The sequence below is a fragment of the Streptomyces thermolilacinus SPC6 genome (assembly GCF_000478605.2).
Classification (GTDB): Bacteria; Actinomycetota; Actinomycetes; order Streptomycetales; family Streptomycetaceae; genus Streptomyces; species Streptomyces thermolilacinus.
On the sequence record NZ_ASHX02000001.1, the window covers coordinates 470,257 to 494,047 of the forward strand.

Here is a 23,791-nt window from a genome sequence, read left to right on the forward strand (position 1 = left end):
GGATCTCATCGTCTCTCTTCCCAGGAGCCCACGTGCCCAGCCACAATCCCCCCGTCCGTGAAGTCTGGTTCCTCACCGGCAGCCAAGGGCTGTACGGGGAGGAGACCCTGAAGCAGGTCGCGGAGCAGTCCGAGCGGATAGCCGCCACGCTGGCCGGTACGGCGGGTCTGCCCGTACGGGTCGTGTGGAAGCCCGTGCTGACCGACGCCGCCGCCATCCGGCGCGTCTGCCTGGACGCCAACGGCGACGACCGGTGTGCGGGGCTCATCGCGTGGATGCACACCTTCTCCCCCGCGAAGATGTGGATCGCCGGTCTGGACGCCCTGCGCAAGCCGCTGCTGCACCTGCACACCCAGTCGAACGTGGCCCTGCCCTGGGACACCATCGACATGGACTTCATGAACCTCAACCAGGCGGCGCACGGCGATCGCGAGTTCGGCCACATCCAGGGCCGCGTCGGCGTGCCGCGCAAGACGGTGGCCGGTCACATCACCGACCCGGCGACGGCTCAGCGCATCGTGACCTGGGCGCGCGCCGCGTCCGCCCGCGCCGAGCTGGCCACCCTCAGGGTCGCCCGCTTCGGCGACAACATGCGCGACGTCGCCGTCACCGAGGGCGACAAGGTCGAGGCGCAGCTCCGCTTCGGCGTATCCGTCAACACCTACGGCGTCAACGACCTGGTCGAGGTGGTGGACTCGGCGGACGACGGCGAGGTCACCGCCCTCGTCGAGGAGTACGGCGACGTCTACCGTCTGGCGCCGCAGCTGCGGCCGGGCGGCGAACGCCACGAATCCCTGCGGTACGCGGCGCGGATCGAGGCGGGCCTGCGGACCTTCCTCACCGAGGGCGGCTTCAGGGCCTTCACCACCAACTTCGAGGACCTCGGCGGTCTGCGCCAGCTTCCCGGCCTCGCCGTGCAGCGCCTCATGGCCCAGGGCCACGGCTTCGGCGGCGAGGGCGACTGGAAGACCGCCGTCCTGCTGCGCGCTCTCAAGGTCGCCGCCGACGGCCTCCCCGGCGGCACCTCCTTCATGGAGGACTACACGTACGACCTGACGCCCGGCAACGAGCTCATCCTCGGCGCCCACATGCTGGAGGTGTGCCCGTCCATCGCCGGTGACACGCCCGCCTGCGAGATCCACCCGCTGGGCATCGGCGGCCGCGAGGACCCGGTCCGGCTGGTGTTCGACGCGGCCCCCGGCAGCGCCGTCGTCGTCGGCCTGAGCGACCTCGGCGACCGCTTCCGCCTGGTGGCGAACGAGGTCGAGGTCGTCGCGCCGCCCCACCCGCTGCCCGCGCTGCCGGTCGCCCGCGCCGTCTGGCGGCCCCGGCCCGATCTCCGTACGTCCACGGAGTCCTGGCTCATGGCGGGCGGGCCGCACCACACCGTCCTGAGCACGGCGCTCACCTCGGAGCACCTGGACGACCTCGCCGAGATGCTGAAGGTGGAGCTGGCCCTCATCGACGAGACGACCACCCCCCGGCAGTTCAGGCGCGACCTGCGGTGGAACCAGGCGTACCACCGTCTGGCGCTCGGCATGTAGGCGGCCTGCGGCCCCGACCGTGGTGCGATCACCCAGCGGGTGGTCGCACCACCGCGTTCCGCCGCGCGCCCGCGAGCGCGGGAGCGCCGTGACCTGGCGGCCGGCGTCAGAGAGCGAAAAGGCGGCCGATGAAGTCGTTGCGGAACACCCCTTCGGGGTCCCGCAGCTTCATCAGCTCCGCGAAACGCCCGTACTCGGGGTACAGGCCGCACAGCGCCTCGGGCTCCGTCATGAAGAGCTTGCCCCAGTGCGGACGCGCGGCGAAGGGCGTCAGGGCCTCCTCGATCACCTTGAGGGCCCCGCCCACGCCCTCGGGGTCGGGCAGCCAGGTGAAGTGGAAGGCCACCGAGTCCCGCCGGTGCGCGGGGCTGAGCCACAGGTCGTCCCCGGCCACGCTCCGGATCTCCCCCACCCGCAGGTGGGGCGCGAACGACTCGCGGACGGCGTGCAGGGCGTCGAAGGCCGCGACGGCGTCCTCGCGGGCGACGAAGTACTCGGACTGCAACTCGTCGCCGCTGCTCGGCGTGTGCTCCAGCCGGAAGTGCGGCAGCCGCAGCGGGGACGGGCCCGGCAGACCCCCTTGCGGGGTACAGGCGTCGGCCGCCATGCCGGGCACGGGATGCCGCGGCCCGCCCGCGCGCCGGGCGCCGAACCAGCGGTCGGCTCCGGCGGCCGGGCCGCTCCCCTCCACGCGTCGCTTGAGCCAGACCTGGTCGATCGCACCGCCCTGCCAGCGGGTGAAGAGGCTGACGCTGTACGCGGCGGACATCACCTCGTCGAAGTTCTCCCGGAGCGCCGTCAGGGGCAGCCCCTCGTAGACCCGCTGCTGCACGTCGAAGGCGGGCACCAGGTCGAGGGTCAGCTCGGTGACGACACCGAGGGCGCCGAGCGCGACGACGGACCCGGCGAAGTCCTCGTCGCCCCGTCGGGTCGTCACCAGTTCGCCGCCGGCGCAGACGTATGTGACGGCCCGTACGGCGGAGGCGATCGTCCCGTTGCCGTCGCCCGACCCGTGGGTGCCGGTCGCACAGGCGCCGGCGACGGAGATGTGCGGCAGGGAGCCGAGGTTGTGCAGGGCGAACCCGGCTTCGTGGAGGGCGCCGGTCATCTCGCCGAAGCGGGTCCCGCCGCTCACCGTGACGGCGCGGGCCCGCGGGTCGATGTCGAGTACGCGGGGCAGGCGTGCCGTGGAGACCAGGTCCCCGGCCGTGTCGGCGATCGTGTTGAAGGAGTGGCGGGTGCCCAGCGCGCGCACGGCCCGGGAACCGGCCACCAGCTCCCGCAGTTCCTCGACGGAGGCGGGAGCCGCGAGGCGCCGCGCTCCGAAGGTGATGTTCCCGGCCCAGTTGGTGATGGTGCCGCTCATGTCCGTCCTCGTGGCGTTGGGGTGTCACATCGGGGGCGCGGCCGGCAGCGTTGCCCGTCGGCCGTGGGTCACGGCGGATGCGTACGGCCTCCCCGGCCTTCCGGCGCGCCTTGGGGCGCGAACGGCGCGCCCGCCGCGCCGGTGGAGAGCCGCCGTCAGAGGGTGGTGAAGGAGTGAACGGTCGCGGACCGGTAGGTCTCCCCGGGCCGCAGGACCGTGCTGGGGAACTCGGGGCGGTTGGGCGAGTCGGGGAAGTGCTGGGTCTCCAGGCAGAGTCCGTCGCCGCGGCCGTAGGGGCGGCCGCCGCTTCCCGTCGCGCTGCCGTCGAGGAAGTTGCCGGAGTAGAACTGGATGCCGGGCTCCGTGGTCGCGATGCGCAGGACGCGGCCCGAGACGGGTTCGCGGAGCACGGCGGCGGGCTCCGGGGCGGCGGTGACGCCCTTGTCGAGAACCCAGTTGTGGTCGTAGCCCCCCGCGTGGCGGAGCTGGGGGGCGTCGGCCCGCAGTCCGGGCCCGATCGGCCTGGCCGTACGGAAGTCGAACGGCGTCCCGGTGACCGGGCCCGGCCGGCCTGTGGGGATCAGCTCCGCGTCGACCGGCGTGATGTGGGAGCCCGCTATGGACAGTTCGTGGTCGTGGACGGGCCCGGCGGACTCCCCGCCGAGGTTCCAGTAGACGTGACTCGTCAGGTTGACCACCGTGGGCCGGTCCGTGACGGCCTGGTAGTCGATGCGCCAGTCGCCTCCCTCGGTGAGCGTGTAGACGACCCGGACCCGCAGGGTGCCGGGGAAGCCCATGTCGCCGTGGGGGCTGACGAGGGTGAGGACGAGACCCGCGTCGGTGTCCTCGGTGAACCCGTGGACCGTCCAGTTGTACTGGTCGAACCCCCGGGCGCCGCCGTGCAGGGTGTGCTCTCCGTCCGCGACGGACAGGCGGTGACGTGTGCCGTCCAGGTCGAAGCGCCCGCGGGCGATCCGGTTCCCGTAGCGGCCCACCAGGGCGCCGAGGTAGGAGCGCGAGGCGAGATAGCCCTCGAGGGTGTCGAAGCCCAACGACACGTTCGTGTACCGGCCGTCGCGGTCGGGTGTCTCCAGGGACTGCACGATGCCGCCGAGGCTCAGCACGGCGAGGCGCGTTCCGCCGTTCTCCAGCCTCCAGCGGCGTACCTCCGTGCCGTCGGGCAGCAGGCCGAAGGGCTCGGAGACGGGTGGGCGGGGCTGGTGGGGGTGCGTAGTCATCATCGTGTTCCGGAGGTAGTCGCCGACCGTTTCGTAAAGTCAACTGACAAATTAGTGCGCCGAAGCCGCGCTGGGAAGGGCCGGAGCGACTCCCCCAGGGGCCTCGTCGGAACGGCCGGGACGTGCGGGACGGCGGACGGACTGGCGGTGCGCGCAGTGCTGTGGGCGGTGCGCCTTCTTCGGCGCGGGCGCGGTGGGGCCCCGTCCCGGTGGGGCCTCCCTCCGGCCCGGGACCAGGTGAACTCCTGGTTTGCCCTCACGCGCGGGTGTTACTCGTCCCCATGCGTCCGCATGCCCCCTGAGCGGGGCAGAAGCCGTCCAGCGCGGGCGAGGCACGGAAAGAGAGGGTCGTGATGACGACGGTCGAGGACATGCTGAACACCTACCCGGCGGACCTGGGCGGGGTGGACACGGAAGCCATGGCCAGGTGCATCGAGGAGTGCGTCAAGTGCGCTCAGGCGTGTACGGCCTGCGCGGACGCCTGCCTGTCGGAGGGCATGGTGGGCGACCTGACCAAGTGCATCCGTACGGACATGGACTGCGCGGACATCTGCAACGCCACCGCGGCGGTGCTGTCCCGCCACACCGGCTACGACGCCAACATCACCCGGGCGGTCCTTCAGGCGTGCGCGACGGTCTGCAAGGCGTGCGCGGACGAGTGCGAGAGCCACGCGGACATGCACGAGCACTGCCGCGTGTGCGCCGAGGCGTGCCGCAGCTGCGAAGAGGCGTGCAACAACCTGCTGGCCGGCCTGGGCTGACCGCGACGGGCGGGGGAACCGGGCGCGCCGCCGACACGGCCAGGCGTACCGGCTGATGCCGCCCACGGGCGTACGGGTGCGGCGCGCGTACGGGCAGCGGCGTCAGTTGGTGCTGGCGTTGTACCGGTGGTCGCCGAGGAACCCGATGACGATCAGGCCGCTGCTGTCCGTGTCGTCCAGGAAGTGGAGCCGGGGAGCCGGTGGTGAGCCGTCGCCGATCCGGATGTGCTCCACCATGACGGCCGTGCCGGACGACGCTATCTGCCGGGGCACGCGGAACGTCCGCTCGGCACGGCCGCGCGGGCTGGTGCTGGCGAGCTGGCCCTCGTTGAGCGCGACCTTCTTGTCGCTGAGCAGCGGGGACGGCTGGCTCGCGCAGTACGCCCTGAAATTGGCCAGCTCGGGGCCGCAGTTGCCGCCGCGGGCCCGTGCCAGGTTCTTCGCCTCGGCGTACATCTGCATGGTGGCCAGGGTGTCCGCCAGCCGTCCTCGCCACTGCGCGGCCTTCTGATGGTGCTCGAGCTTCCTCGCCTCGTCGGGGTCGGCGGTGATGACGAGTGACGGGCAGAACCGTCCGGCCCGCCCCAGGACGCCTTCGAACGTCGTCGCCTCCAGCCGCGTCTTCAGGGCCCGCGCGTCGGAGGTCTCCTCCCCCTCCTGCCGGGGTTGGAGCCGGGCGATGGTGGCGTCCCGCGCGCGCAGCGCCGCGTCCCGTTCCGCTTCGCTCTCGGCGACCATGGCGGCGAGCGTCGCCCGCTCCGCCTCGCTGTCCTCCAGCCGCCTGCGCAGCTCGGCCAGGTCCGGTGGCGGGGGCGGTTGCGCGGGCGGCTCCAAAAGACCGGGCCCTGGAGCGGGGGCCCGCCGCCTCAGCTCCGCGGCGACGGCCTCACGGGCCTGAGCCAGACGGCTCTCCGCCGCCCGCCGCGCCTCGCGCTCCCTCTCCAGGGCCCGCCGAAGCCGTACGGCCTCCTTCTCGCCCGCCTCGACGAGCCCCCTCAGGTCCTCGACGAGCTCCTGGGCCGCCTTCAGCTTCTTGAGGGTCTGGGCCGGCAGGTCATGGTCCTCACCGCGCGGCCGGTCCGCGGCGGGACCGAACGGACTGGTAATCATTCAGCAGATGCCCCCTCACCACACCGGTGACCCATGAGGATAGAGCCCGCGGCACGTCCAGGAGGCGGGTCCGCCCGGAGAGCCCGCAAGAGGGTGGGCGTGATCCCCGCCGCCGCCACGGGGATGGAGGGGCTCGCCCGCTGCCCGGGAGCCGACTGGCGGAAGAGGACCGCGGCTTGTGGAACCGTTACGGCCGACTGCGTGGGGCATGGCCCACGGACCGGGGCCGCCGCGGAGGGACCGGCGTCCTGCTGCGGCGGGTTGACCCTCGACCTTGTGCAGGGACCAGAGTTCCGGGTGTGGAGAACGACATGCGCAGCATCGGCGAGATGGCCCGGGACAGCGGTCTGGGCGTGAGTGCCCTGCGATTCTACGACCGGGCCGGTGTGCTGGTCCCCGCCTGGGTGGCCCCGGACAGCGGCTACCGCTGGTACGGGCCCGAGCAGGTCGAGGAGGCCCGTCTCCTGGCGCGGTTGCGTCGCGCCGGGATGCCGCTGGCGGACATCCGGCTGGTGCTGGCCGGCTGGTCCGGCGCGGACACCGGCCTCGTACGGCAGCTGCTCGACGCACATCTTCGCCGACTCGAACACGGGCTGTCCGACGCCCGCGGCGAGTTCTCCGCGCTCCGGGAAGTACTCGACCACAGGGAGAACCAGATGACATCGCCGCTCACCGTTGCCGTCCAACTGTCCGCCGCCGCGCCCGAACTGGCCGCCGCGCTGGACTCGGTCCGCTTCGCCGTCGGTTCCGCCCCTGAGCTGCCGATGCTGGGCGGGGTGCTCCTGGACATCGAGGGCGCGAGCCTCCGGACCGTGGCGACCGACCGGTACCGCATGGCCGTGGCGCGGGCCGCTGTCGCCGGGCACGACGGGGAGCGGGTCCAGGTCATCGTGCCCTCGCCGCTCGCCGACGCGATGCGGGCGCTGCTGCACGGCGACGGGGACGTAAGGCTGTCCGCGGACGGTGGCCGCGTGACGCTGGAGGCCGGGGACCGCCAGGTGTCCGGTAACTGCCTCGACCACGACTTCCCCGACTACCGTCGTCTGCTGCCCGCGCCCGGCGGGCGCCGCGCTCTCGTGGAGGTGACCGCGTTCCGCAGGGCGCTGGAGACAGGACCCGTACGTTCCGGCGACGGCGGCATACCTGATCTGAGCGTGCTCAGGGTGGCGGACGACGGCACGGTGACGCTCGTCCCGCACGACGACGACGGTCCGGACCGCGTGGCGGTCAACCGTGGCTTCCTGCTGGAGGCGCTGGCCGCGGGGGCCCGTGACCGGCTGCTCCTGGAAGTCGACGCCCCCACCACCCCGCTCGCGATCCGCCGCCCTGACGACGAGGACGGCCTCTCCATCCTGATGCCGGTCCGGCTGGAGGACTAGCGAGGCGACGGGGCCCGCACGCAAGGGCCTTCGCGCCAGCTCGTCGGATATACGACCGTGAGCGACCTGGACGACGCTTCAGTTGTCGCGGATGCCGGTGAGGAGTTCCGTCAGGGCCGTGCCGCGGGGGGTGGCACTGACGACGACCTGGCGGCCCTGGCGTTGGCGGTGGAGGAGGCCCGCCGCCGCCAGCTGGTCGCAGTGGTACGTCAGTGTGCTGGGGCTCAGCGACAGTTCCCGGCTCAGTCGGCCGAGCGTGGGCCGGTAGGGCAGGCGCCGCAGGATCCGCGACCTCACCGGCCCCAGCACCAGGCCCAGCGGGTCGCCGTCGGCGGGCGCCGCGTCGCCGGGCGTGCCGGTGGTGGCCAGGTGGCCCAGGCCGGGCACCGGGTAGGCGAACCACACCGCGTCGTCGCGGTCCACGCCGTACATGCCCGAGCTGTACCCGGCCACGAGCGGCATCAGCACGAGGGGACGGCCCTCCAGCGCCTCGATCCCGCAGCGGTGGGTGAGCAGCATCCGGCCCTCCTGGTAGCGGACCGGGGCGGGCAGCGTGCCGAGCAGGGCGTCCACCGCGCCGGTGACGACGGCGGCGCCGACCCGCTCGGTCTCCCGCGACAGCAGCGGCTCGGCCCTGCGCCACCTCGGGGCGAGGGCCTGCGCGACGGCCTCCACGACCAGCGTGTACGCCGTGAGGAAGCCGCGCGGGTCGTCGATCAGGCCCCGCCAGACCGGCGGCGGGGTCCCGTCGTAGTGCGCGGACACCTCGGCGGCCGCGCGGTGCGGGTCGAGGGCGCGGAGTCCGGCGCCGACCTCCGCGAGGTTGGAGGCCGTCAGGTCGGCGATGAGGGCCAGGCCGTCCGGCATGTAGCAGCCGCCCTGGGCGAACACCGGCCGCACCGCGTCGAGGGCGCGGGTCGGCACCGCCATCCGCAGGGCCGTGCGCCACTGGGCGGGAACCCGCTCGGGCGGCGCCCTGAAGACGTCCTTCAGTACGGAGAAGACGGTTCCCCCCGGATGGAGTGTCACCTGCACCGAGAGCCGCTCCACCGGGTCGAGCCGCAGTACGCCACCCGTCACGAATCCTCCCCCTGGCCGTTCACGCGCCTTCCCACTGTGCCGCCCGGCGGGCCCCGCGTCGAGGAGGCCGCGCCCGCGCTTCGTTCGCGGCCGGAGTGCCGGGCGGTTCAGAGGACCGCGATGCCCAGGGGGCGTTCGCCGACGGGGACGCGGGTGACCCGGCCCGTGGCCGCGTCGACGACGCTGAGGCCGTTCCAGTAGCCGTCGCGGGTGAAGCCTCCGGAGACGTACGCGGTGGTGCCGTCGGCCGACAGCGCGACGTTCTCGTGGGGCCCGTCCAGCGGGACGAGCCGTTCGCGTCCGGCGGGAGTGCGGATGGTCAGGGACGGGCCCGCGTCCGCGGACGGGTCGATCGGCCCCGTGCCGACCACGTACAGCGTGCCGTCGTCCGCGACCGCGGCGCCGTGCTGATGGGTGTCGGCGGTCATGCGCTCGATCCGTACGCGGCCGGTCGCGGGGTCCACCACCGCGAGCCGCTCCCCCTCGAACGGCAGCAGGAGGGCGCCGTCGGAGCGGCGTACGACGGTGTAGTGCGGTTTCAGCCAGGAGTCGAGGCCGCCCTCCGTGCCGTACGGGGCCACTTCGACGCGGCGGGCCGACCAGTCGTCGGTGGCGACGACCGTGACGTCGAAGGAGTCGTGGTTGGTGGCGTACACATGGCGGCCGTCCCGTGACACGTCCACGTCGAACGGGCGGCGGCCGACCGGCACCGTCCCGACGACCGCCCGCCGCGCGGTGTCGATCACCTCCAGCGCGCCGTCGCCGCCGGGGACGTTCACGCCGACGTAGACCCGCCTGCCGTCCGGGGACAGCGCGATGCCCATGCCGCCGCCCCGGTACTCCCCGGTCGTCACCGGACCCGTGTCGGTCGCGTACGGGATGAGCGCGGTGCGCACGCGGGCGCGGGTGTCCACGGCCGCGACGCCCTCCGCCGTCGCCACCCAGGCCGTTCCGTCGACGCCGAGCGCGATCCCGTACGGGGCCGTGCCCACGCGGACCGACCCCAGGTCGGCGGCCGCGCCCCGCCGGGACGCGTCCACGAACGTGACGGTGTCCGCGCCGAAGTCCGTGACCAGGAGGGTGGCGTCCGGGGCGGCGGAGGGTGTCGCGGTACGTGGTGTCGGAGGGGCGGGTGTCGTGGGGGCGGGTGTCGCCGGGGCCGTGGACGCCTGGGGGCGCTGCGGCGAGGGCGCGGGCGGTGCCGGGCTGCAACCGGTGAGCAGCACCGCGGCGGCGGCCAGCGCGGCGAGCGTTGCCGTGGTCTGTCGGCTGTACCTGTGCATGGGTGGGCCTGTGGCTCCGAGTCGGTCGTGTGGCGTCTCGTGTGCGTGGTCTGCGTGGTGTGCGTGGTCGGGGTCCGGTCGGGGTCCCCCGGCAGGGCGCCGGAGCGGCGTTCGCGCGCCGTGTCACCAGCCTCCACCCGAGCGCGCGCGTCCCGGTCATCCGATCGGCTGACATCCCCGGGCCCGGGGTCGGCGCCAGCGGCGGTACGGGCGGCGGTGCCGCTCAGGTACGGGCGGCGGTGCCCGCCGTCACCAGCCCTGGCCCGGCCGCCTCGGCCGCCCCGGCCACGTCGGGCCCGGCCTCGCCTGCGGGCCCCACAGCGGTCGCGGCGGGTCCGGCGGCGGTGGCGTGCCGCGGCGCAGCGGCCAGGCGCACAGCATCCCGACGGCGAAGCCGACGACATGCGCCAGGTACGCCACGGTGCCCGCGCCGGAGACGCCCGCCCCGTACGAGAACACCGCCTGGAGGACGAACCACAGCCCGAGCACCGACCACGCGGGCAGCCGCAGCGGCAGCAGGATCAGGAACGGCACCAGCGCCCACACCCGGGCGCGGGGGTAGAGCACCAGGTACGCGCCGAGCACCCCGGCGACCGCGCCCGAGGCGCCGATCAGCGGGGTGGGCGAGTCCGGGTCGGCGAGGGCGAAGCCGTACGTGGCGGCGTAGCCGCACAGGCCGTAGAACAGCAGGTAGCGCGCCTTGCCGAGGCGGTCCTCGACGTTGTCGCCGAACACCCAGAGGAAGAGCATGTTGCCGATCAGGTGCGCCCAGCCGCCGTGCAGGAACATCGCCGTGAGGACGGACAGCGGCGGCGACTTGTCGTAGTCCGGCGGGGCCACCACGCAGCCGGGGCCGGACGGCCCGACACCCACCTGCCCGGTGGGCACCAGCCGGGACATCCGGTCGTGGATCAGCTCGCGCGGCACGGCCGCCCACTGGTCGAGGAACGACTCCAGCCGGCACAGCTGCGCCAGTCCGGTGTCCCCCGTCAGCGAGCCGGCGACGCCGGGTGTGCGCAGGAAGACGACGACGTTGGCGACGATCAGCGCGTACGTCACCCAGGGGACCCGCCGCGCCGGGTTCGCATCATGAACGGGAATGACCACAACGGATCATTGCCCGGTCATATGTGTATGAATGCGGCCGATGTGTATGAATGCGTCTGATTCGAGCGGACCTGATCCGGCCGGCCGTTCCGCCGCCGGTTTCGGTCGTGCGACGGGCCCAGCGGATCGGCGGGCGCCCCGTACCGCCCATACCGCCCGAACCGTCCATGCCGCCCGTGCCGCCCGTGTCCCGGTGTGCGATGGGCGCACGCGTCGCTACGACTCCGCGTCCCAGCCGCCGCCCTCGATACCTCCCCGCCGGGCTTCTCCGCCGCCCTGCTCCGTCTCCTCGGCTCCGCGCTCGCGCCGCTCGTCCGGGCGGCCGCGCTCGCGCTCCTCCTCCGGGTGGACGTCCTTCTCACCCGTGACCCGTTCCAGCGGGGTCTCGTGGCCTTCCGTCCCGCTCATGGCCGCTCCTCTCTTCGTGCCGTTCGTGCCGTACGTGCCGTTCGTGCCGTACGTGCCGTTCGTGCCGTACTCCCGCCGGGTGACCCGGTCGGGGCGGCTCAATCCCGTCGCGTACGAGGCGTTCCCCGCGGGTACTCGGGCGCGGCCAGGACATGGACACGGAGCTGGGAGGGACATGCCGGATCGCGCGTTTCCGCTGGTCGTCGTGGTGGGAGTGTCCGGCTCCGGCAAGTCCACCATCGGCCGGGCCCTGGCCGAGCGGCTGGGCGTGCCGTACGAGGAGGGGGACGACCTCCACCCGCCGGACAACATCGCCAAGATGGAGGCGGGCGCGCCCCTGACCGATGAGGACCGGGCGCCGTGGCTGGAGCGCGTCGCCGCGTGGCTCGGCGCGCACGTCGAGCACGGCGGGGTGATCACCTGCTCGGCTCTCAAGCGGAGGTACCGGGACCGGCTGACCGTCGTGTCACCGCAGGTCTTCTTCGTCCATCTGCACGGTCCGGCCGAGCTGATCGCCGAGCGCATCGCCGCCCGGCGCGGCCACTTCATGCCGGCGAGCCTGCTGCGCTCGCAGTTCGCCGCCCTGGAGCCGCTGGGCCCGGAGGAACCGGGCGCCGTCGTGTCGGTCGAGGGCACCCAGGAGGAGACGACCGTGCTGGCGCTCGCCGCCGTGAGGGCTGCGTCGTGAGGGCTGGGTCGCGAGGCGCCATCGTGAGGGCGGCAGCGTGAGCGGCGCCGGAACCGCCTGGCGCGGGAGGAGCGGGCCAAGTGGGGCCGCCGGGCCGCGTACGGCAGGCCGGCCGCAGATGTCGTCGCACGTGCCCGGCCAGTCGGGTGCGCCGGGTGCGCCGCGTACGGCCGGTGCGCCGGGTGGACCACGCCGGGCATCGGCGCGGAGCCGTCGGGGTACCTGGCTGCCATGATCGTGTCGGTGGAACTCCTGCCCGAATCGACGCTCCGCGACGCCATCGGGGTCCTGGTCCGCCTCGTGGAGGCCGCCGGAGCGCTGATCATCTTCCTGGGCGCCGCCTGGGCGTTCGTCCAGTTCGTCAAGGCGGGCCTGCGGGGCCGCGACAGGGTGGCCGGTTTCAACCGCATCCGGCTGAGCCTGGGGCGTTTCCTGGTGCTGGGCCTGGAGTTCCAGCTCGCCGGGGACGTGCTGCGCACGGCGGTCGCGCCGAGCTTCACCGAGATCGGGCAGCTGGCGGCGATCGCGGCCATCCGTACCGCGCTCAACTACTTTCTCGGCCGCGAGATCGCGCAGGAGCGCGCGGAGATCGCGCGCGGCGAGGAGGCCGCCCCGCTGGAGCGGCCCGCGCAGGGGACGCCGTCGTGAACGCCTGGCTCCAGGCCGCCGCCGTGCTGCTCACCGGCGCGGGACTCGTCTCCGCCGCGGCCGCCTACCGGATCACCCGTGAGGCCCGCCGCGCGCTGGGCGTGCTGCTCGACTTCCTGACCGCCGCCGGTCTGCTGCGGCTGGCCGGGGACCCGGCGTGGGACGGCATCCTGACGGCCGCCGCGGTGATCGCGCTGCGCAGGCTGATCGGATCGGGCCTGGCGCTGTCCCGGGCCGCGCCGTGAGGTGCGCGGTGGTCTCCCGTGAGCGGCGCGGGCCCCGCCTCCGTACCGTGGGTGACGCCGCTCTCGTACGCGGTGGAAACCGGCCGCCACCGCAGTTCCCCACCCCTTGATGTGGAACGGAGTGATGCCCATGCGCGCGCTGACCGTCCGGCCAGGACCGAACGCCTCGATGAAGGTGCGGGAGCTGCCGCACCCCTCCCCCGGCCCCGGCGAACTGCTGGTGCGGGGCCTGGCGCTGGGGGTGTGCGGCACGGACCGGGAGATCGCCGACGGCCAGTACGGCACCGCGCCCGCCGGGCGCGACTGGATGGTGGCCGGGCACGAGTCGCTGGGCCGGGTGGAGCAGGCGCCGCCCGGGAGCGGCTTCTCGCCGGGCGACCTGGTGGTCGGCGTGGTCCGGCGCCCCGACCCGGAGCCGTGCGGGGCCTGCGCGCGCGGCCACTTCGACATGTGCCGCAACGGCCGCTACCGGGAGCGCGGCATCAAGGAGCTCGACGGGTACGGCGCCGAGTACTGGACCGTGGAGAGCGACTACGCCGTCACGCTCGATCGGCGCCTGGAGCGGGTGGGGACGCTGCTGGAGCCCACGTCCGTCGTGGCCAAGGCGTGGCGGCAGGTGGACCTGGTGGGCGCCCGCTCGTGGTTCGAGCCCCGGCGCGCCCTGGTGACCGGGGCGGGGCCGATCGGTCTGCTCGCCGCGCTGACCGGGGTGCAGCGGGGCCTGGAGACGCACGTCCTGGACCGCGTGGACCGGGGCCCGAAGCCCGCGCTCGTACGGGAGCTCGGCGCGACGTACCACAGCGGTGACGTGGCGGACGTGCTGGACACGGTGCGGCCCGACGTGGTGATCGAGGCGACCGGCGCGGCGCGGGTCGTGTTCGCGGCGATGTCGGGCACCACCCCGTACGGCGTCCTGTGCCTGACCGGCGTGTCCTCCGCCGGTCGGCACATCACGGTGGACGCCGGGATGGTCAACCGGGACCTGGTGCTGGAGAACGACGTGGTGGTCGGCTCGGTGAACGCCAACCTCGACCACTACCGGGAGGCCGCCGACGTCCTGGCGCGGGCCGACGGGACCTGGCTGGACGGCCTGGTCACCCGGCGGGTGCCGCTGGAGCGTTTCCGCGAGGCGTTCGCGGCGCGCGAGGACGACGTGAAGGTGGTCATCGCCCTGGACGGGGAGTGAGGCAACCGGGCGGAGTCGGTCGGCCGTGCCCGCCGGGGTCCTCGGCGCGCCGTGCGGGGCGGAGCCGGGTGTCTCGGGCGTGGAACCGGGTGTCGTCGGCGCGGAGCCGGGCCCCTCGGGCCCAAGCCGGCTTCGTGACGCGCTGCCGGGCCTCTTCGGCGCGGAGCCGGGTGCTACGCGCGCTGCTGCCGGGGGCTGCGGCCCGGTACCAGGTGCCTACTCCCCCGCCGCCGCGAGATCGTCGTAGACGAGGAGCCCGTCGTCCCGGAGCCGTGCGCCCGGCGTGGGCGAGTGGGGCGTCAGCCGCCCGTCGTGCATCAGATGGGCCGTCGGCGTGGCCCGCGCGAGGACGGCGAAGTCGGCGATGAGCCGCCGGTGGCAGCGCCACCACACCGCCTCGCCGCACATCACCGCCGTACGGCCCGCCTCCGTCGCGCCGGTCAGCCGGTCCATGGCGGCGACGAACCCGGGTGTGCGGGTGTGGGCGGCGTAGCCCCGGAAGGACGTGTTGCGCCAGACGACGTCCGGGCTGTCGGCGGGCGGCTTGCGGAACCCTCCGAGGTCCTGCTCCCACCGGTACGCGATGCCGCTGTCCGGCAGCCACTCGGCGAGCCGGGCGCGGGACACGTCCGGGTCGCGGCGGCTGCCCGGCGCGGTGCGCACGTCCACCAGGGTGCCTACGTCCGCGCCCCTCAGCAGTTCCACGATGCGCTGGCGCGGGGCCGTGCCGTGCCCGAACGTGATCAGCCTGGGCTCCATCCCTCCAGCGTGGCGGGCCCGGCCGGGGCGCGCAGCCGCAGCGCGGCGGGAGGTGTGCGGGCGGGCGCTTCGTGGCACATGCACCGGATGGCGAAACCCTGGCACCACCTCCCCGAAGCCCTGCGCGCCGAGGCACTGTCGACGGCGGGCGCCGTACGGCGGGCCTGCGCGGGCCCCGGGCGCGAGCGCGACCTGGCCGTCCAGTCGCTCAAGGCCGCGCTGGCGGCCCTGGTCGCGTGGATCATCGCGAGCCAGGTGCTGCGGGCGCCGATGCCGTTCATCGCCCCGTGGGTGGCGGTCGCGCTGGTACGGACGACGGTGTACCGGTCGATGACGGAAAGCCTGGAGCAGTTCGGCGCGATCGCCCTGGGCACGACCCTCGCGACCCTCACGGGCATGGCCGTGGGCGATCCGACGCTCGCCATGGTGCTGGTCCTCCCCGTCACGCTGCTGGTCGGCAACTGGCGCAAGCTCGGTGACCAGGGGATCTACGGCGCCACGGCGGCCCTCTTCACGCTCACCACCGGCGACCCGAGCGTCGACCAGGCCGTGGCGCGGCTGCTGGAGTCGCTGCTGGGCGCGGGGGTCGGGGTGGCCGTCAACATGCTGATCCTGCCCCCGGTGTACCTGCGCGACAGCCACAACGCGCTGCGCACCGCCGCCGACGCTGCGTCGGAGTGCCTGGCCGGCATCGCCCGGGGGCTGGGCGGCGCCTGGGACCACGGGGACGCCCGCGAGTGGGACCGGCGGGCGCGGCGGGTCACCGAGCTGGTGGGCGAGGCGCGGGAGGCGCTGGCCTGGACCGAGGAGAGCGCCCGGCTCAACCCGGCCGCGCCCCGCCGCGCCCGGCTGCTGCGCCGGAGCGGGACGTACGCCCACACGGTGTACGTCCTCGAGGAGCTCGCCCGCTACACGCGCGACCTGGCGCACACCCTCCTGGAGGCCGCCGACGACAGCACCGCCAGGCCGCGCCCGGAGGAGGACGTGGCGGCCCGGTACGCGCGGCTGCTGGAGCGCGTGGCCGCCGCCGTGGAGGCGTTCGGGCACGTCGTCACGGAGGACTCGCGGGAGGCGCGGGCGCGGCTTCGGCGGGCCGTCGCGGAGGCGGAGGCCGCGCACGGGGACCTGCGGCGGCTCCTGGGGGGGCGGGGTGTCGACGACCCTGAGTGGATGGGGCTGTACGGCTCGCTCCTCGTGGACGCCCACCGGGCCGTGCAGCGGCTGCTGGAGGAACCGCCGCACGACGAGGAGGACCGGGGCTAACGGGTCTCCGCCTGGATGCGGTCGAACGCCGGGTCGGGGCGTTCGCCGAGGTACTCGACCCAGGCCTTCTTGACGCACGGGTAGTGCGTGGCGGCCTCGACCAGGTTCATGAAGTTGACGATGTTCGCCTCGAAGCGCTCCCGGAGGGTCTCGTCGGCGATCCGGCCGTCCTCGCCGAGCTGGGTGTGGGCGGCGGCCAGGGAGAACATGTCGGGGTAGACGCGGGCGCCGAGGTGTTCCAGCGGGACGCGCAGGGCCCACAGGCCGCGGTTGCCGCCGACCATCGACGGCGAGGCCGACAGGAGGAGCACCTGGAGTTCGTTGAAGGGCTGCGGGCGGAAGCGGGACGCCCAGTCGATGAGGTTCTTCACGACGCCGGGCACCGAGGCGTTGTACTCGGGCGACGCGATGACCAGGGCGTCCACGTCGTTGAGCCGTTCCCGGAACCGCTCGGCGCCGGGCGGGATGCCGTCGCTGCGCTCGGCGTCGCCGTCGTAGTCGGGCACTTCGAAATCCCTGATGGTGGCGAACGCGGCGGACGCGCCGTTGGCCTCGACGGCGTCCACGGCCAGCCGGGCGAGCTTCGTGTTGAACGAGTCGGCCCGCCGGGAGCCGGTCATGACGAGGAACGACAGCGGGCGGCGGTCGGTCGTGCTGCTCATGTGGGGCTGGGCCTTTCGTCGGTCGTGGGCGTAGCGGTGTGCCGGGGTCAGGGGGGACTGCTCGTCAGTACCCGCTCCAGGTCCCGCAGGTCCTTGCGGAGTGACGAGCGGACCTTCCACGCCATGAGCGGTGCGGCGAGCCGGTAGTGCGCGGCGGCGTCGCCCCGTACCCGGATGCGGGCGAGGGTGCCGCGCGGGTGGAGGTCGAACGTGTACGTGACGTGCATCGGCAGCGGCCCGGCCACCGACACCATGTCGAGCAGCCGGGAGGGCTCGTAAGCGGCGACGCGCAGGACGTAGTCGATCCGCTTGCCGAGGAAGTACGCCGTGCGCGTCACCTCGGCGCCGGGCCCGAAACCGCCCCGGTCCGCCGCGCGCGTGAGCCGCGCCTCGCGGATGCCCTGCGTCCACACGGCGTCGTGCCGCCAGTCCATCGCGTAGCCGGCCACCCGGTCGCGGGGCAGCGGGATCAGCCGCTCCGCCGTCACGTCGAGCGCCATCCGGTCGTCCCTCCAGGCGTCGGGGCTGTCGGGGCACGGGGCGGCGGGACGCGTACCCGGCCGCCTGCCCGTACCACTGTGCGCGGCAGTGGGCGCCGCGCGCCGGGTGGCGCGTCCATACGGGTCACGGGCGTTCCCCCTGCCCGCGCGCGTGGGGGGGCGCCACGGCGGTGCGCTACATTTTCGTCGCCTTGACCGCGATCACTCATGATCACCTTCTGCAACGGGGAGCCGGCTCACCATGATCGACATCGTCAACGGACTCGGGCGGGCCGCCGCTTACGGCGGGCTCGGCCTGATCCTGCTGATCCTCGGGATAGTCCTGATGGACGTGCTGACGCCCGGCAACCTCCGGCGGCTCATCTGGGAGCAGCGCAACCGCAACGGCGCCCTGCTGCTGAGCTCGGCGCTGCTCGGCATCGGCGGCATCGTCTTCACCTCCATCTGGTCCACGTACGACGACTTCGCCAAGGGCCTCGTGTCGACCGCCGTGTTCGGGCTGCTGGGCCTGGTGATGATGGCGGTGGCGTTCCTCGTGGTGGACTGGATCACTCCGGGCCGTCTGGGTGCGCTGCTGGTCGAACCGGAGCCACACCCGGCGGTGTGGGTGACAGCCTCCTGCAACCTCGCGGTCTCCGCCATCGTGTCGGCGTCCATCGCCTGAGCGTCCGGTCTCCGAACGCCTCGCCGCTGACCGTTCGCCCTCCGCGCGCCCGGCGCGAGTGTTCACCTCCGAGCGCCCGATCGCCGAGTGTTCACCTTCGAGCGCCCGCTCCCTGAACGCTCAGCCGTTGAACGCCCGGCCTGAGCCCCGGGCCGGGCCCGCCTCGGCCCGGCACCGAGCCTCGGCCCCCGGTCAGCCGGGGGCCGGTATCGGCTCGACCTCCAGATGGCGGCGGCGTCGCGGCCCCCGGTACAGCAGCGCCTCCCAGCCGAGCCGCTCCAGCGCCCGCGCGCAGCGCGCGAGGGCGGTGTCCTCCTCCTGGGCGGCGCCGCTGCCCGGCGGGCCCACCCACTCCACCCGCACCTGCCCGGGCCGCTCGCCGGGGCCGGCCCGGTACCCGGTCCTGACCCTCCGGCCCTCGGCGTCCAGCGCGGACGGCGGGACACCGGCCGCCTCCAGCGCCAGGGCGACCGCCCTGACCGGCTGGTTGCGCTCCCAAGGGGCCGGTACGGCCCTGGGGTCGCCGCCCCCGGTGTTGGTGAGCCGCCGGATCTGGAGCAGACCCTCGTACGCGACCCGCACCTCGTTGGCGCGCCGCTCGGCCGCCGCCGGGTCCGCCTCCGGGCCGGGAAGCGGCGGCCCGTCCCCGGTGGCGGCTTCGAACGCGGCGCCCGCCCCGGTCACCGCAGCCGCCTGATGTCGCCGCGCACCCGGTAGAAGCCGCCCGCCGCCGGGTGCAGGGCGTCCACCACGTACCGCGCGCCGGGCTCCCGTATCGCGCGCGGGAACTGGACGTTCCACGACGGCTCGTAGCCCTCGGACACGACGTGCACCCGGAGCCTGCCGCCGCTCTGGACGCACTCCACGACGACCGAACCCGCCGGGGCGTCCGTCACGGTCGCCACCGAGGCCGCGGCGGTCGCCGGGGCGTACGTCGGCAGGGCGGCGGCGAGCTTCACGTCCCGGGCGACCGGGACCGTGCCCCGCTGGGCGGCCTGGATCGCCGCCTCGCTCGCGTCCACGCAGACCAGCGAGCCGTCCGTCGTCACCAGGTAGAGCCGCTCGTCCCGGTACTGCATCGACAGGGCTGAGCCGCCGCCCGTGCCGAGCTTCCACAGGCGCGTGCCGTCGCGGTCGAAGCAGTACACGGACGACGCGGCGTCACCGGCGAAGACGAAACGGCCGCCCGGCGAGGTGGCGCAGGAGTACACGGCGCTGTCGCAGGTGTACGTCGCCTCGATCCGGCCGTCGTCCTTCGCCAGCCGCTGCACGACGCGGTGCGCGGTGCCCGCGTACACGGCCGTGTCCTCCTGCCAGCCGAACAGGACGCCGCCCTTCGTCTGCGTGTGCCACAGCTCGCCGCCGCCGTCGGGCGCGTACGCCGTCACGCCCCGGTGGTGGCCGTGGTAGACGGCCCGGTCGTCGGCGCGGATCATCCAGGCGTGCTCGCCCTGGCTGCGGCGCGCCCACTGATGCTCGTCCTCGTGGTCGATGACGGTGAGCCGGCCGTCGCGGTCCGACACGTTCAGCACGCCCTCGTGGATGTCGAGCCAGAAGATGTCGACGTCCGCCGCGATGTCGTACGCGGCGAACGGCAGCTTCGACGACAGGTCGTACACGCGGCCGTCGTCACAGCCCGCGTAGATCCAGAAGTCGTCCGCGACCAGGCACTTCACCCCGTCGGGGAGGCTGAAGCGGGCGTGGACCGCGCCGTCGTGGTCCAGCGTGTAGACGTCACCCGCCTGGTTCCCGACCCAGCAGCGCTCGTCGTCCACGTGGATGCCGAACGCCGCCGAACCCGTACGGAACCGCCACAGCACCGGCGCGACCGCGCGGGCCGTGGACGGGGCCGACGCCACCTGTCGGCGGGTCACCGCGCGCGGGGCCCGCTGGCCCGGGACGGCCGGGGCGTACCCCTTGCGGACCTTCTCCCCCACCTTCTTCGCCGCGGCGGCGCGCGCCTTCTCCACCGTCGCGAACGTGGACGTCTGGGTCTGGCCGGCGGCACCGATCCGCCCGTACCGCAGCGTCACCGTCTGGCCCTCGACGGTCACCTCGTAGAACTTGTGCGCACCCCCGCCGTCCTGCGACAGCTCCAGGTACGTCGTCTCCACGGACACGGCAGCAGACATGACTGACAGACCCCTCCCCAGGGCGGACCCTCGGCCTGTCCCGCGAGTCCCACTGGGAAAAACCGTAGGACGCGGCACTGACAATCGCCCGAGCGCTCCCGTACGGAGCACTCCGGCGCGCGGCTCACGGCCTCGTTGGCGACGATGGTGACGACGAGGAGGAAGACCACGGCCGCGGGGCGGCCGGACGCGTCAGGAGGCGGGGAGCATGCGGCTGCCGCGGACCCGCAAAGCCCGCGCCGCCACGTCGCTGGCCGTCCTCGGCTCGCTGGTGGCGACCAGTCTGGTGCTGGGCCAGTCGTCCGGCCCGTCGGGGCCCGGCGCGTCGGAGTCGCGGAGCACGTCCCCGCAGCGCGCGGCCCGTCACCAAGGGCCCCGGCCCGCCATCGTGCCCCGTACGGCGTGGCACGCGGAGGCCGTGTCGACGGCGCCCGCCGCCCGGTACGCGCCCGCGGTACGGGCCGCGGTCATCCACCACACGAGCACCCCGAACGGCTACGACTGCCGCAGCGTCCCCGCGACGCTGCGGGACCTGTACGCGGGGCACGCGTACGGCAGGGACTGGGACGACATCGGGTACAACTTCCTGGTCGACGCGTGCGGCACCATCTACGAGGGCCGCGCGGGCGGCGTCGACCGGGCCGTCATCGGCGCCCACACCAAGGGCCTCAACGAGGGGACGGTCGGAATCGCGGCGATCGGCACGTTCTCCGCGGGCGCGGAGGTGCCCGAGCCGATGCTCGACGCGATCGCCCGGCTGGTCGCCTGGAAGCTGGACCCCGCCGGGGCCGATCCGCGCGGCACGGTCACTCTCGTCTCCACCAGCGACGAGTCGCGTTTCGCGGAGGGCACGACGGCCGTGCTGCCCGTCGTCAGCGGCCACATGGACGGCTACGCGACCCGCTGCCCGGGCGCGGCGCTGTACGCGAAGCTCCCCGACATCAGCGCGCGTGCGGCCCGGCTCCAGCGGCGCTGACCCACGTGTCGGCGAGCAGCTGGTGGCCCGCGGGGGTGGGGTGCACACCGTCGAAGATCCAGTGGGTGGCGGGCGCGCGGCGCGCGGCCTCGTCGAAAACCGGCTGGAGCCGTACGAGTTCCGCGCCGTGGGCGGCGGCGAGCTCGACGACCGCCTTCTGCCTCAGCTGCACCTGCGCGGCGAGCGCGGCGTCGAAGTCGGCGTCGGCGCCGCCGGGCAGGCTGAACGGTTCGCACAGCAGCAGGCGGGTGTCCGGCAGCGCCAGGCGGGTGCGGGTGAGAAGCGCGTCGTACACGGTGCGGAAGCCGTCGGCGTCGAGGTCGTCGGATTCGCCGTCCACGACGCGCCAGGCGTCGTTGACGCCGATGAGGACGGACAGGACGTCGGGGGCCATGTCGAGCGCGTCCGCCTGCCAGCGGGCGGCCAGGTCGGTGACCTTGTCGCCGCTCACGCCCCGGTTGGTGAACCGCCAGCGGTGGCCGGGTGCCCGGGCCGCGGCGCGCGCGGCGACCAGGTACACGTACCCGTGGCCGAGAGCGGCGTTGGCGTGGGTGTGCGGGCTGCGGTCGCGGTCGCCGTCGGTGATGGAGTCGCCCTGGAACAGCAGGTGTGAACCGGCGGGCACGTTCAGCGGCATGCGGACTCCGGAAGCCGGGGGCCTGGGCCCGGACATGGACTCGGACAAGGACGTGGACGGTTTCATGGGGAACGTAAGTTGCCCGCGCCTCGCTCGGCAAGAGCCCGTGAGGGTCGCCCAGGGGTTCGAAAGTTTCGGCGGAGGGCCGGGATCGTTAAGGTCCGGCTGTTTTCTGTTGTCGGGGCCGCGCCGTCGGGTCCCCCCTACGACAGGACGTACGCGACGACGGCGAGGCAGGTCATGCACAGGGACAGCGAGCACATACCGGAGCTGGTGAGCGCGGCGCGGGCGGGCGACGGCCGGGCGCGCGAGCAGCTCGTCGAGGACTATCTGCCGCTGGTCTACAACGTGGTGGGGCGTGCGCTGGACGGTCACGCGGACGTCGACGACGTCGTGCAGGACACGATGTTCCGGGCGCTGGACGGTCTCGGCGGGCTGCGCGAACCGTCCCGGTTCCGGTCGTGGCTGGTCGCCATCGCGATGAACCAGATACGCCGCCGCTGGAACGACCGCCAGCAGGCGCCGGTGGCGACGCTGGAACGGGTCACGGAGCGGCCCGACCCGTCCGGCGACTTCGTGGACCTGACGATCCTGCGGCTCGGCCTGTCCGGGCAGCGGCGGGAGGTCGCCGAGGCGACCCGGTGGCTGGACGAGGACGACCGGGCGCTGCTCTCCCTGTGGTGGCAGGAGGCGTCGGGCGGGCTCACGCGCGCGGAGCTGGCGGAGGCGCTGGGCGTCCCGGCCCGGCACGCGGCGGTGCGGGTGCAGCGGATGAAGGCCCAGCTGGAGACGGGCCGGGTGGTGGTGCGCGCCCTGGCGGCGAAGCCCCGGTGCGGGGCGCTGGCGCGGCTGACGGAGGACTGGGACGGGCGTCCGGCGCCGGTGTGGCGCAAGCGCGTGGCCCGGCACGCCCGTGGCTGCCGGGCCTGCGGCGGCCACTGGGCGGACCTGATACCGGCCGAGGGCCTGCTGGCGGGCCTCGCCCTGGTCGTCCCGCTGTCCGGGTTCCCGCCGGTCCCCGGCGTGGGGGGCGGCGCGATGGCCGTGACGGCGGCGTCCACGGGACTGCCTGACGGCGCGACAGGCGCGGTCACCGACGGGGCGGCGGGCGCGACGGGAGCGGCGTGGGACACGGGGGCGGGCGCGGCGGACGGTACGGCGGCGATGGCGATGGCGGCCGACGGGACGCGGGCAGCGGCGTGGGGCGGGCCGGGCGAGGCGGCCGCGGAGAGTACGGCGGCGACGGCGGCCGACGGGGTGTCCGTGGCCGCCTTGTCGGGGACTACGCGCGCGGAGGCGGGCGGTTCCGGCGCGGGCGGCCCTGCCGGCGGCGAGTACGGCGTGGGCGGACCCGCAGGCGACCCGGCCGGTGCGCACGGCGTGGACGGTTCGGTGGAGGGCGCCGCAGGAACCGGTACGCAGGGTGGGGCGGTCCCCGTCGCGGACGGGGCAGGAACGGGCGCGGCGCAGGGCCTGGCGGGCCCGGCCGGGGGCGCGGCTCGCTGGCGGGTGCCCGCCGCGGTCGGGGGCCTGGTCGTGGGCGGCGCGCTGTTGGCCGCGCTGTGGCCGGTGACGCCCGACGCGCCCGCGCCCGTGCCTGACGGGCCGCCGCCGAGGGGCCACGCCGCGCCGGTGACGCCGTCCGCTGCGCCGACCCCGTCCCGTACGCCCTCGCCCTCCCCGTCGCCGACCGCTCCCCCGAGCCCCACGGTCTCCGTGACGCCGCGGCCGACGCCCACCGCCACCCGGACGGCCGAGCCGGACACGGCGCAGCGGCTGACCGCTCTGGTGAACACGCGGCGCGCCGAGGCGGGCTGCGCCCCGCTGCGCCTGGACCCCCGGCTGACGGCGGCGGCCCGCGCCCACGCGCGCGACATGGTGGCGCGGGGCTACTTCGCCCACGCCGACCCGGAGGGCCGCCACGCGGACACGCGGATGGCCGACGCCGGGTACCGGGCGGGCGCGTGGGCGGAGAACCTGCACCAGGGGACCGAGGACCCGGCGGTGGTCGTCGAGGACTGGATGGACGGGTCGATCCATCAGGACAACATGCTGGGCTGCCACTACCGGGACACGGGTGTGGCGGCGGTGCCGGGGCCGGAGGGCACCGTGTGGGTGCAGACCCTGGCCGGCCCCGCGTGAGCCTCGGCGCGGC

General features: G+C 74.4%; 24 protein-coding genes. 11 read left to right on the forward strand and 13 right to left on the reverse strand.

Annotation, left to right across the window (positions count from 1 at the left end; genetic code table 11):
• The first annotated feature begins 32 nt into the window (after nucleotides 1-32).
• Nucleotides 33-1,544: an L-arabinose isomerase gene (araA, locus tag J116_RS02090; RefSeq protein WP_023591016.1), complete on the forward strand. Its 1,512-nt coding sequence runs from the start codon at nucleotides 33-35 to the stop codon at nucleotides 1,542-1,544.
• 106 nt (nucleotides 1,545-1,650) lie between these two features.
• Here araA and J116_RS02095 read toward each other — a convergent pair whose 3' ends face one another.
• The gene (locus tag J116_RS02095) at nucleotides 1,651-2,910 is read right to left on the reverse strand and encodes an FAD-binding protein (protein WP_023591015.1); all 1,260 of its coding nucleotides are present in this window, start codon (nucleotides 2,908-2,910) and stop codon (nucleotides 1,651-1,653) included.
• A 155-nt stretch (nucleotides 2,911-3,065) separates the two neighbouring features.
• Entirely contained in the window at nucleotides 3,066-4,148 is a 1,083-nt protein-coding gene (locus J116_RS02100; protein ID WP_023591014.1) for an aldose epimerase family protein, read from the reverse strand.
• A 353-nt stretch (nucleotides 4,149-4,501) separates the two neighbouring features.
• Here J116_RS02100 and J116_RS02105 point away from each other — a divergent pair, with 353 nt between their 5' ends.
• Nucleotides 4,502-4,909 (forward strand): four-helix bundle copper-binding protein, encoded by a 408-nt coding sequence (locus J116_RS02105; RefSeq protein WP_023591013.1) that lies wholly within the window; start codon nucleotides 4,502-4,504, stop codon nucleotides 4,907-4,909.
• A gap of 102 nt (nucleotides 4,910-5,011) precedes the next feature.
• Here J116_RS02105 and J116_RS02110 read toward each other — a convergent pair whose 3' ends face one another.
• Entirely contained in the window at nucleotides 5,012-6,019 is a 1,008-nt protein-coding gene (locus tag J116_RS02110; protein ID WP_023591012.1) for a hypothetical protein, read from the reverse strand.
• Nucleotides 6,020-6,318: 299 nt separating this feature from the next.
• Here J116_RS02110 and J116_RS02115 point away from each other — a divergent pair, with 299 nt between their 5' ends.
• Nucleotides 6,319-7,398: a DNA polymerase III subunit beta family protein gene (locus J116_RS02115; protein ID WP_023591011.1), complete on the forward strand. Its 1,080-nt coding sequence runs from the start codon at nucleotides 6,319-6,321 to the stop codon at nucleotides 7,396-7,398.
• A gap of 78 nt (nucleotides 7,399-7,476) precedes the next feature.
• Here J116_RS02115 and J116_RS02120 read toward each other — a convergent pair whose 3' ends face one another.
• The 4 genes from J116_RS02120 to J116_RS02135 all read right to left on the reverse strand — a co-directional run bounded on the left by J116_RS02120 (nucleotide 7,477) and on the right by J116_RS02135 (nucleotide 11,378).
• A complete protein-coding gene (locus J116_RS02120; RefSeq protein WP_023591010.1) occupies nucleotides 7,477-8,478 on the reverse strand; it encodes a winged helix-turn-helix domain-containing protein in 1,002 nt (333 codons plus the stop codon).
• 107 nt (nucleotides 8,479-8,585) lie between these two features.
• A complete protein-coding gene (locus tag J116_RS02125) occupies nucleotides 8,586-9,761 on the reverse strand; it encodes a YncE family protein (protein WP_023591009.1) in 1,176 nt (391 codons plus the stop codon).
• A gap of 249 nt (nucleotides 9,762-10,010) precedes the next feature.
• Nucleotides 10,011-10,868 (reverse strand): rhomboid family intramembrane serine protease, encoded by an 858-nt coding sequence (locus J116_RS02130; RefSeq protein ID WP_051203995.1) that lies wholly within the window; start codon nucleotides 10,866-10,868, stop codon nucleotides 10,011-10,013.
• 216 nt (nucleotides 10,869-11,084) lie between these two features.
• Entirely contained in the window at nucleotides 11,085-11,378 is a 294-nt protein-coding gene (locus tag J116_RS02135; protein ID WP_023591007.1) for a hypothetical protein, read from the reverse strand.
• 73 nt (nucleotides 11,379-11,451) lie between these two features.
• On the opposite strand from J116_RS02135, the gene J116_RS02140 reads away from it, so the two are divergent.
• From J116_RS02140 to J116_RS02155, 4 genes are all read left to right on the forward strand, one after another.
• A complete protein-coding gene (locus tag J116_RS02140; RefSeq protein WP_023591006.1) occupies nucleotides 11,452-11,964 on the forward strand; it encodes a gluconokinase in 513 nt (170 codons plus the stop codon).
• 231 nt (nucleotides 11,965-12,195) lie between these two features.
• Nucleotides 12,196-12,612, forward strand: coding sequence for a DUF1622 domain-containing protein (locus J116_RS02145; RefSeq protein WP_023591005.1), 417 nt, complete (start codon nucleotides 12,196-12,198; stop codon nucleotides 12,610-12,612).
• Nucleotides 12,609-12,857, forward strand: coding sequence for a hypothetical protein (locus tag J116_RS02150; protein WP_023591004.1), 249 nt, complete (start codon nucleotides 12,609-12,611; stop codon nucleotides 12,855-12,857). Before J116_RS02145 ends, J116_RS02150 begins: the two co-directional genes overlap by 4 nt.
• A 130-nt stretch (nucleotides 12,858-12,987) precedes the next feature.
• Nucleotides 12,988-14,043 carry a glucose 1-dehydrogenase gene (locus J116_RS02155; protein WP_023591003.1) on the forward strand — a complete coding sequence of 352 codons (1,056 nt, stop codon included), beginning with the start codon at nucleotides 12,988-12,990 and terminating at the stop codon, nucleotides 14,041-14,043.
• A 216-nt stretch (nucleotides 14,044-14,259) separates the two neighbouring features.
• Here J116_RS02155 and J116_RS02160 read toward each other — a convergent pair whose 3' ends face one another.
• The gene (locus J116_RS02160; RefSeq protein ID WP_023591002.1) at nucleotides 14,260-14,802 is read right to left on the reverse strand and encodes a DUF488 domain-containing protein; all 543 of its coding nucleotides are present in this window, start codon (nucleotides 14,800-14,802) and stop codon (nucleotides 14,260-14,262) included.
• Between the two features lie 87 nt (nucleotides 14,803-14,889).
• On the opposite strand from J116_RS02160, the gene J116_RS02165 reads away from it, so the two are divergent.
• On the forward strand, nucleotides 14,890-16,065 hold the full coding sequence (locus J116_RS02165) for an FUSC family protein (protein ID WP_161492105.1): 1,176 nt from the start codon (nucleotides 14,890-14,892) through the stop codon (nucleotides 16,063-16,065).
• Here J116_RS02165 and J116_RS02170 read toward each other — a convergent pair.
• On the reverse strand, nucleotides 16,062-16,727 hold the full coding sequence (locus tag J116_RS02170; protein ID WP_023591000.1) for an NADPH-dependent FMN reductase: 666 nt from the start codon (nucleotides 16,725-16,727) through the stop codon (nucleotides 16,062-16,064). The genes J116_RS02165 and J116_RS02170 overlap by 4 nt on opposite strands.
• Nucleotides 16,728-16,774: 47 nt before the next feature.
• Nucleotides 16,775-17,227, reverse strand: a complete 453-nt coding sequence (locus J116_RS02175; RefSeq protein ID WP_023590999.1) for an SRPBCC family protein — start codon at nucleotides 17,225-17,227, stop codon at nucleotides 16,775-16,777.
• A 241-nt stretch (nucleotides 17,228-17,468) separates the two neighbouring features.
• On the opposite strand from J116_RS02175, the gene J116_RS02180 reads away from it, so the two are divergent.
• Nucleotides 17,469-17,891, forward strand: coding sequence for a DUF350 domain-containing protein (locus J116_RS02180; protein ID WP_023590998.1), 423 nt, complete (start codon nucleotides 17,469-17,471; stop codon nucleotides 17,889-17,891).
• 192 nt (nucleotides 17,892-18,083) lie between these two features.
• Here J116_RS02180 and J116_RS02185 read toward each other — a convergent pair whose 3' ends face one another.
• Nucleotides 18,084-18,575, reverse strand: a complete 492-nt coding sequence (locus J116_RS02185) for a hypothetical protein (RefSeq protein ID WP_028964756.1) — start codon at nucleotides 18,573-18,575, stop codon at nucleotides 18,084-18,086.
• The gene (locus J116_RS02190) at nucleotides 18,572-20,023 is read right to left on the reverse strand and encodes a WGR domain-containing protein (protein WP_028964755.1); all 1,452 of its coding nucleotides are present in this window, start codon (nucleotides 20,021-20,023) and stop codon (nucleotides 18,572-18,574) included. Before J116_RS02190 ends, J116_RS02185 begins: the two co-directional genes overlap by 4 nt.
• Before the next feature lie 208 nt (nucleotides 20,024-20,231).
• Between J116_RS02190 and J116_RS02195 the strand changes: the two genes are divergently transcribed.
• Nucleotides 20,232-20,999, forward strand: coding sequence for a peptidoglycan recognition protein family protein (locus tag J116_RS02195; protein ID WP_023590996.1), 768 nt, complete (start codon nucleotides 20,232-20,234; stop codon nucleotides 20,997-20,999).
• Here the strand turns inward: J116_RS02195 and J116_RS02200 are convergent.
• Entirely contained in the window at nucleotides 20,965-21,636 is a 672-nt protein-coding gene (locus J116_RS02200) for an SGNH/GDSL hydrolase family protein (protein WP_023590995.1), read from the reverse strand. The two genes, J116_RS02195 and J116_RS02200, sit on opposite strands and share 35 nt — an antisense overlap.
• Nucleotides 21,637-21,876: 240 nt before the next feature.
• Between J116_RS02200 and J116_RS02205 the strand changes: the two genes are divergently transcribed.
• Nucleotides 21,877-23,778 carry a sigma-70 family RNA polymerase sigma factor gene (locus J116_RS02205; RefSeq protein ID WP_023590994.1) on the forward strand — a complete coding sequence of 634 codons (1,902 nt, stop codon included), beginning with the start codon at nucleotides 21,877-21,879 and terminating at the stop codon, nucleotides 23,776-23,778.
• Nucleotides 23,779-23,791 lie beyond the last annotated feature (13 nt).